This window comes from Polaromonas sp. (assembly GCF_039930745.1).
Taxonomy (GTDB): Bacteria; Pseudomonadota; Gammaproteobacteria; order Burkholderiales; family Burkholderiaceae_C; genus Polaromonas.
Map to the genome: position 1 here is coordinate 1 of NZ_JBDTTH010000137.1, position 7320 is coordinate 7320.

The following is a 7320-nucleotide window of genomic DNA, read 5'->3' on the forward strand; positions in this document are numbered from 1 at the left end:
GCTGGTCAAATTGTTCGTTAAAGGACATGGTGCGCCGGGGACATAGGTCAATCAATATAGCATCGCATGCCGGAAACGGGCATTCCTGGCCGCGGCTGGTCTTCAGGGTTTCTGGCAGTTGACACAGAAAAAAGTGGAACGCTGCCCTTGCCGAAGCGTCCGGATCGGCGCCGCACACACCCTGCAGGGCAGGCCTGCCCGGTCATAAACCATGGCTTCGAGCTGAAAATAACCGCTCTCCCCCATGGCATTGGAAAAGTCCTTGAGGGTGCTGCCGCCTTTTGTAAGGGCCTGTGACAGCACGGTGCGGATGGCGGCATGCAGCCTGGCCGCGCGCGGCTTGCTCAGCCGCGCGGCGCGCACGGTCGGGCGAATGCCGGCCATGAACAGCGCTTCCGACGCATAAATGTTTCCGACACCGACAACGATCTCACCAGCCAGCAGCACCTGCTTGATCGCCGTCTGCCTGCCTTGCAGCGCGCGGTGAAAAACCAGCGCGTCAAAGCTGTCGGTCAGCGGCTCCACGCCCAGCCGGCCAAGAAGCTTCTGCGCGGCAGCATCGTGCTCGGCAGGCGCGTACACCACGGCACCAAAACGGCGCGGATCATGCAGCCGCAGCGTGCCGGCGCTGGTGTGCAGGTCGAAATGATCATGTTTGCCCGGCGGCGGCGGTCCATCGCTGAAACCCAGGCTGCCTGACATCCCCAGATGGATCAGCAACAGGCCGCCCGTGGTGTCAAGCAGCAGGTATTTGCCCCGCCTGCGCACTTGGAGCACGGTATGCCCCCGCAACCAGGCAGGCTCGCAGCCCAGAGGCCAACGCAGCGGCTTGCCCATCCGCAGGTCCAGGATTTTCGCGCCCGCAATGCGGCCGGCGAAACTCAGGCGGGTTACTTCAACTTCAGGCAATTCAGGCATGGGCAGCTCGGGGCAATCGGTGGAAACGCCTACATCGGAACATTGCTTCAATTATCATGGCCCGATGAAGCAACTTATCAGCGTTTTCAGTGCACTTTGCCTGGCAGTCCCCGGTTTGTGGGCGCAGCCCGTCCCAACTGCCCCGGACCTGCCTCCTGCAGCCCTTCCCGAAGCGCCGGCCGCAGCACAGGCCGTCACGCCGCCACCTTCCAGCCTGGATGGAGAGCTGTTTTACCAGGTGCTGATCGGCGAACTCACGGCACGCGAAGGCGACGCGCCCACCGGTTTTTCGCTGATGCTGGATGCCGCCCGCAAAACCAACGACGCCCAGCTGTACCAGCGCGCGGCAGACATCGCCCTGCAATCGCGCTCAGGCGACGCGGCATTGCAGGCGGCAAAGGCTTGGCATCAGGCGCAGCCGGCATCGCGCGAGGCCAACCGCTATGTGCTGCAAATCCTGGTGGCGCTCAACCGCATCACCGAGACCGCGGAACCCCTGAAAACCGAAGTGCAGCTGGCTCCTCTGGCCGAACGCCCGGTGACCATTGCCAACCTGCCGCGATTTTTTGCCCGCGTCAGCGATAAAAAACTCGCCACGGGCGTGCTCGAAAACGCGCTGGCCGATGAGCTCAAGGCACCAGCCACAGGCCCGGCCGCCTGGACTGCCGTGGGCCGCATGCGCCTGGCGGCCGGTGACCTGCCCGCCGCGCTAGAGGCTGCGGAGCGCGCACAGGCGATGGACCTCGTCTCTGAAGCGCCGGCCCTGCTGGCGCTGGAGCTGATGGACCCCAAACTGCCGCGCGCCGAGGCTCTGGTTCAAAAATACTTGGAAGGCAATCCCAAGGCCTTGCCGGAAATTCGCATGGCTTATGCCCGCGCCCTGCTCGATAGCCAGCGTTATGCCGAAGCCAGCGCCCAGTTGCAGGTGGTCACGCGGGACAAACCCGACTACCCCGAGGGCTGGCTGGTGCTGGGCTCCCTGCAACTGCAGGACAACCAGTTGGCGCCGGCACAGACCTCGCTGCTGCGTTATATCGAACTGGCCGGACAGGGCGACGCACCTCAGGCACAGACCAGCCGCGGCCTGTCTCAGGCCTACCTGTCGCTGGCGCAACTGGCTGAAAAACGCAAGGACTTTGCCGCAGCAGAGAGCTGGCTGAACAAGATTCCAGATGCGCAGGAGTTGGTTCAGGCCCAGACAAGACGCGCTTCGCTGCTGGCCAAACAAGGCAAGATGCCGGAAGCCCGCCAGCTGATCCGCCAACTGCCCGAGCGCAACGCCGAGGATAAACGCATCAAGCTGATGGCGGAAGTCAACCTGCTGCGCGAGCAAAAGGAATACCGCGGTGCCTACGAGCTGCTGGCGCAGGGTGTCACGCAATTTCCCGACGAGCCCGAGCTTCTTTATGACCAGGCCATGATGGCCGAGAAACTCGATGCTTTGCCGGAAATGGAGCGCCTGCTGCGCGAGGTGGTGCGGCGCAAACCCGACTACCACCATGCCTACAACGCACTGGGCTACTCGCTGGCTGATCGCAACGTGCGTTTGCCCGAAGCCAAAGAATTGATCCTGAAGGCCCTGGAATACGCGCCCGAGGACCCCTTCATTCGCGACAGTCTGGGTTGGGCTGAATTTCGCTTAGGCAACAAGGCAGAAGCCCTGAAGATCTTCGAGGCCGCCTACAAGGCCAAGCCCGATCCGGAAATCGCCGCCCATTTCGGCGAGGTCCTGTGGAGCCTGGGCCAGCGCGACAAGGCCACCGCCATCTGGAAGGAGGGCATGCTGCTCAACGCAGAGAACGAAACCCTGCTCCAGACACTCAAACGCCTTCGCGTCAGGCTGTAGACCGCCATGCCCCTTATTGACGCGCCGCTGCGCCGGTCGGCCGCTCTGCTGGCGAGCCTGTTATTTGCTACATTTTTCATAGCCGGCTGCGCAATCCCACCAAGGGCTACAGGCCTAAATGATGAGAAAAATTCATTCTGGGCGGGTCGCATCAGCCTGCAGGTGCAAAGCGAACCGCCCCAGGCTTTTTTTGCCGGTTTCGAGCTCAAGGGCAACCCTGCGCAGGGCGAGCTGACCCTGAACAGCCCGCTGGGCAACAGCCTGGCCGTGCTGCGCTGGTCGCCGCAAGAAGCCGTGCTCGATTCCGGCAACCAGGTCCAGCGCTTTGCGTCCGTCGACGAACTCATGGAAAAAGCCACCGGAGCCGCCGTGCCGCTGCTCGCGCTGTTCGACTGGCTGGGTGGCAAAAACACCGCAGCCCACGGCTGGAGCGCCGATCTTTCGCAACATGCCGAAGGGCGGATTTCAGCCAGCAGGACGACACCGCAACCGCGCTCGGACCTGCGCATCGTGCTTGCGGTCCCTTGATGCCTTCCGACCTGCTGCACACCGCTGCCAGCCAGCCGCTGAAAGCCATTTACGATGTCGCGGCGCCGGCCAAACTCAACCTGTTTTTGCACATCACCGGGCGCAGGCCAGACGGTTACCACCTGCTTCAATCGGTTTTCATGCTGCTCGACTGGTGCGACACCCTGCATTTCGAGTTGCGCCGTGACGGCCAGATCACGCGCACCGACCTGGGCAACGAAGCCGGCGAAGTGCTCCCGAGTGAAGACCTGGTGGTACGTGCCGCCCGGGCTTTGCAGCTCGCCACCGGCACCACGCTGGGCGTAGATATCGGTCTGGAGAAGCGCATTCCCTCGCAGGCCGGCATGGGTGGGGGCTCATCCGACGCGGCCAGTTGCCTGCTGGCCCTGCAGCGCTTGTGGGGGCTGCGCCTGCCAGCCAGCCAGCTGCAGGCCATCGCACTCGGCCTCGGCGCGGATGTACCTTTTTTTCTCAGCGGCGGCCATGCCTGGGTCGAAGGCGTCGGCGAGCAGATCACGCCTTTGAGCCTGCCTGCGGCCCGTTTTGTCGTTGTCAAACCCCCCGCCGGCCTGCCGACGGACGCCATTTTCCGCTCGCCAGCGCTCAAACGCGACACAGAAACTGCTACAATCCAAGGCTTTGCTGCAAACTCAGATGGCTCCGTTTACGAATTCGGCCATAACGACTTGCAGCCAGTCGCGCAGGCCTTGTGTCCGCAGGTTGGCCAGTCCCTCGACTGGTTGTCCATGCAGCACTTGCAAGGCCGCATGACTGGCTCTGGAAGTGCTGTGTTTGCGCATATGCCGCACGAGATGGAATTAGCTGGCGCCCCAGGCGACTGGCAGGTCCGCAAGTGCAGCAACCTGGATGCACATCCTCTGGCCGGTTGGTAAGATAAGGGCCATGGAATGTGTTTCCAGAAACAACGATTAAAGGGTTGGTTGCTGGTGCCTGGAAATTGTCTTTTTGACAGTGTTCAGGCCTGACAATCTACCTGTGTAGGGGTGTCGCCAAGTTGGTTAAGGCACCGGATTTTGATTCCGGCATTCGCAGGTTCGAATCCTTCCACCCCTGCCAAAATTTTCGGGTCCCTTGTGGGGCCCGTGCTTTTAGGCCCCCCGATAACGGGGGCGGTGCTCGCTGACTGTTGAGTGTCTCCGGTTGAGGCCCCTGCCTGGCAACATTCAGAAGCTGGATGTGCCAGACGGAAAACGGCCCGAAGCCGCATTGGCATGGAACGGACACAGGGCGTTCGTGTTTTCAGTGCGTTTATTGCCTTTACCCATTCAGCACCGCTTCCCTTCCTAGACACCCGCTGGGCCACACATGCAACCGCACCACTCCGACTTCATGCTTTTCACCGGCAATGCCAATCCGAGCATGGCCTCTGAAATTGCCCAGCATCTGGGTATTTCACTGGGCGCGGCCCATGTCGGGCGTTTTTCGGACGGTGAAGTCACGGTCGAGATCCAGCAGAATGTGCGCGCGCGCGACGTGTTTGTGGTGCAGTCCACCTGCGCACCGACCAACGAAAACATCATGGAACTGCTGATCATGGTCGATGCGCTCAAGCGCGCTTCGGCCGAGCGCATTTCCGCCGTCATTCCCTACTTTGGTTATGCCCGCCAGGACCGGCGCCCGCGTTCAGCACGGGTGCCCATCAGCGCCAAGGTGGTCGCCAACATGCTGCAAGCCGTCGGTGTCTCGCGCGTGCTGACCATGGACCTGCATGCCGACCAGATACAGGGCTTTTTCGACATTCCGGTCGACAACATCTATGCCTCGCCGGTGCTGCTGGGTGACCTGCGCCAGAAAAACTACAACGACCTGATGGTGGTTTCACCCGACGTGGGCGGCGTGGTGCGCGCACGCGCGCTGGCCAAGCAGCTCGGCTGCGACATGGCCATCATCGACAAACGCCGGCCCAAGGCGAACGTGTCAGAAGTGATGCATGTCATCGGCGACATCGACGGCCGCAACTGCGTCATCATGGACGACATGATTGACACAGCCGGCACGCTGGTCAAGGCCGCCGAAGTGCTCAAGGAGCGCGGCGCCAAGAAGGTTTACGCCTACTGCACGCACCCGATTTTTTCGGGCCCGGCCATTGAGCGTATTGCTCAGGGCGAAGCGCTGGATGAAGTGGTCATCACCAACACCATCCCCCTGAGCCAGGCGGCCCAGGACTGCAAGAAAATTCGCCAGCTCTCCGTGGCACCGCTGATTGCCGAGACAATCCAGCGCATCGCCAGTGGTGAGTCGGTCATGAGTTTGTTCTCGGACCAGGACAACCTGTTCTGATCCGGGACAAAAAGCCGGCTGCCGCGGCACAGTGCTGCAGCAGCTTTTTTAGGGAAGATTTCACGGGTCCAGGAATGGACTCATGGAGTGTTCCAATGTCGAGGTGAGCGGGTCGCGGCCCACCTCTTTTGGAGAATATTATGAAATTCGTCGCTTTTGAGCGCGCCAAGCAGGGCACGGGTGCGAGCCGCCGTCTCCGCATCACGGGCCGCACGCCCGGTATTGTTTACGGTGGAACCGGTGAACCGTCGCTGATCGAACTCGATCACAACGCACTGTGGCACGCCATCAAGAAAGAAGCTTTCCACGCTTCCGTCCTCGAGATGGAACTCGGTGGCAAGACCCAGAAGGTTTTGCTGCGCGATCTGCAGATGCATCCCTTCAAACAGCTGATCCAGCACGTTGACTTCCAGCGTGTGGATGCCAAGACCCGCCTGACCATGAAAGTGCCACTGCACTACAGCGGCGAAGAAGAGTCTCCTGCGGTCAAGGCCGAAAACTGCCTGGTCAACCACGTGCTGACCGAGCTGAGCATCTCCTGCCTGCCGAAAGACCTGCCCGAATTCATCGCCGTAGATCTGACCGGCCTGAAAAAAGGCACCTCGCTGCACGTCAAGGACATCACGCTGCCCAAGGGCGTGAAGTTTGTCGCCAAGGGTGGTCAGGACAACCCGGTGCTGGTGTCGGTCTCTGCCGTTTCCGAAGAAGCTGAAGCCGATGCAGCAGCTGCTGCTGCCGCGGCCGTGCCTGTGGATCCCAAGGCAGCCAAAGCCGCTGCCGCCAAGGAAGCCAAAGCCGGCGCCAAGGCTGACGCTGCCAAGCCCGCTGCCAAGAAGTAATTCATCACGGCATCGGCCTGAAAAAGGCCTGCAGCCCTTGTCCTCCCCGGAGGCCAAGGGCTTTTTTCTTTTGGGGAAACGCCTGCTGCCCCGATAATCCGGTAGCGGACCCGCCCCGCAGACCTTTCTCCTCTCATCACAGCGCATGATCAAACTTTTTGTTGGCCTGGGCAACCCGGGCCCCGAATACGAGGCAACACGCCACAACGCCGGTTTCTGGTGGACCGAGGCGCTGGCGCGCGAGCTCAAGCTGACGCTGGCACTCGACAAAAACTACCATGGCCGCGTCGCCCGGACCACGGTCAAGGGGCAAACTGTCTGGCTGCTCGAGCCCCTGACTTTCATGAACCTGTCGGGCAAATCGGTGGCCGCCCTCGCGCGCTTTTTCAAGATTGCGCCTGAAGAGATTCTGGTGGCGCACGACGAACTCGACATCGTTCCCGGCCAGATCAAGCTCAAGTTCGGCGGAAGCCACGCCGGCCACAATGGCCTGCGCGACATCCACGCCCAGCTTGGTACCGACGACTACTGGCGCCTGCGTATCGGGGTGGGCCACCCGGGCGTGAAGTCCGAAGTCATCAACTGGGTGCTGAAAAAGCCCTCGCAGGAACACCGCACGGCGATCGAGGACAGCATTGCCCGTGCATTGAAAGCCGTGCCGGAATTACTGGCCGGCGAGATGGAAAAAGCCACCATGCTGATCCACACCAGCACGCCGCCACGGCCGAAGCCGCCGCGCAAGCCTGAGGCCGAGGACTCTGAAAACGATTAAGGCATCACGCTGCGGCTGTGGTGTGTTTTGGACAGTAGGCGTAACTCCCCACTCCCAACCTCCCGCCCTTCCCTCGCCCCGCTGGGCGATGGAAGGGAGCCTCATTTGGCTGCGTG

7 protein-coding genes and 1 tRNA gene are annotated in these 7320 nt (G+C 61.7%); 7 read left to right on the plus strand and 1 reads right to left on the minus strand.

Annotation, left to right across the window (positions count from 1 at the left end):
- Positions 1-102: 102 nt before the first annotated feature.
- Entirely contained in the window at positions 103-918 is an 816-nt protein-coding gene (gene mutM / locus ABI660_RS22215) for a bifunctional DNA-formamidopyrimidine glycosylase/DNA-(apurinic or apyrimidinic site) lyase (RefSeq protein WP_348072235.1), read from the minus strand.
- Between the two features lie 64 nt (positions 919-982).
- Here mutM and ABI660_RS22220 point away from each other — a divergent pair, with 64 nt between their 5' ends.
- The 7 genes from ABI660_RS22220 (at position 983) to pth (ending at position 7204) form a co-directional block, all read left to right on the plus strand.
- Positions 983-2764, plus strand: a complete 1782-nt coding sequence (locus ABI660_RS22220) for a tetratricopeptide repeat protein (protein ID WP_348072237.1) — start codon at positions 983-985, stop codon at positions 2762-2764.
- Positions 2765-2770: 6 nt separating this feature from the next.
- Positions 2771-3292, plus strand: coding sequence for a lipoprotein insertase outer membrane protein LolB (locus ABI660_RS22225; protein ID WP_348072239.1), 522 nt, complete (start codon positions 2771-2773; stop codon positions 3290-3292).
- A 38-nt stretch (positions 3293-3330) separates the two neighbouring features.
- Positions 3331-4185, plus strand: a complete 855-nt coding sequence (gene ispE, locus ABI660_RS22230; protein WP_348072247.1) for a 4-(cytidine 5'-diphospho)-2-C-methyl-D-erythritol kinase — start codon at positions 3331-3333, stop codon at positions 4183-4185.
- A 107-nt stretch (positions 4186-4292) separates the two neighbouring features.
- Positions 4293-4369, plus strand: a tRNA-Gln gene (locus tag ABI660_RS22235).
- A 249-nt stretch (positions 4370-4618) separates the two neighbouring features.
- Entirely contained in the window at positions 4619-5593 is a 975-nt protein-coding gene (locus ABI660_RS22240) for a ribose-phosphate pyrophosphokinase (RefSeq protein ID WP_348072241.1), read from the plus strand.
- Positions 5594-5733: 140 nt separating this feature from the next.
- Positions 5734-6432 carry a 50S ribosomal protein L25/general stress protein Ctc gene (locus tag ABI660_RS22245; protein ID WP_348072243.1) on the plus strand — a complete coding sequence of 233 codons (699 nt, stop codon included), beginning with the start codon at positions 5734-5736 and terminating at the stop codon, positions 6430-6432.
- A gap of 145 nt (positions 6433-6577) precedes the next feature.
- Positions 6578-7204, plus strand: a complete 627-nt coding sequence (pth, locus tag ABI660_RS22250; RefSeq protein ID WP_348072245.1) for an aminoacyl-tRNA hydrolase — start codon at positions 6578-6580, stop codon at positions 7202-7204.
- Positions 7205-7320: the final 116 nt, after the last annotated feature.

What these genes read in the sequence shown, in the direction of transcription:
- mutM (WP_348072235.1), bottom strand. Translation starts at nt 918, where the DNA reads ATGCCTGAATTGCCTGAAGTTGAAGTAACCCGCCTGAGTTTCGCCGGC.
- ABI660_RS22220 (WP_348072237.1), top strand. Translation starts at nt 983, where the DNA reads ATGAAGCAACTTATCAGCGTTTTCAGTGCACTTTGCCTGGCAGTCCCC.
- ABI660_RS22225 (WP_348072239.1), top strand. Translation starts at nt 2,771, where the DNA reads ATGCCCCTTATTGACGCGCCGCTGCGCCGGTCGGCCGCTCTGCTGGCG.
- ABI660_RS22240 (WP_348072241.1), top strand. Translation starts at nt 4,619, where the DNA reads ATGCAACCGCACCACTCCGACTTCATGCTTTTCACCGGCAATGCCAAT.
- ABI660_RS22245 (WP_348072243.1), top strand. Translation starts at nt 5,734, where the DNA reads ATGAAATTCGTCGCTTTTGAGCGCGCCAAGCAGGGCACGGGTGCGAGC.
- pth (WP_348072245.1), top strand. Translation starts at nt 6,578, where the DNA reads ATGATCAAACTTTTTGTTGGCCTGGGCAACCCGGGCCCCGAATACGAG.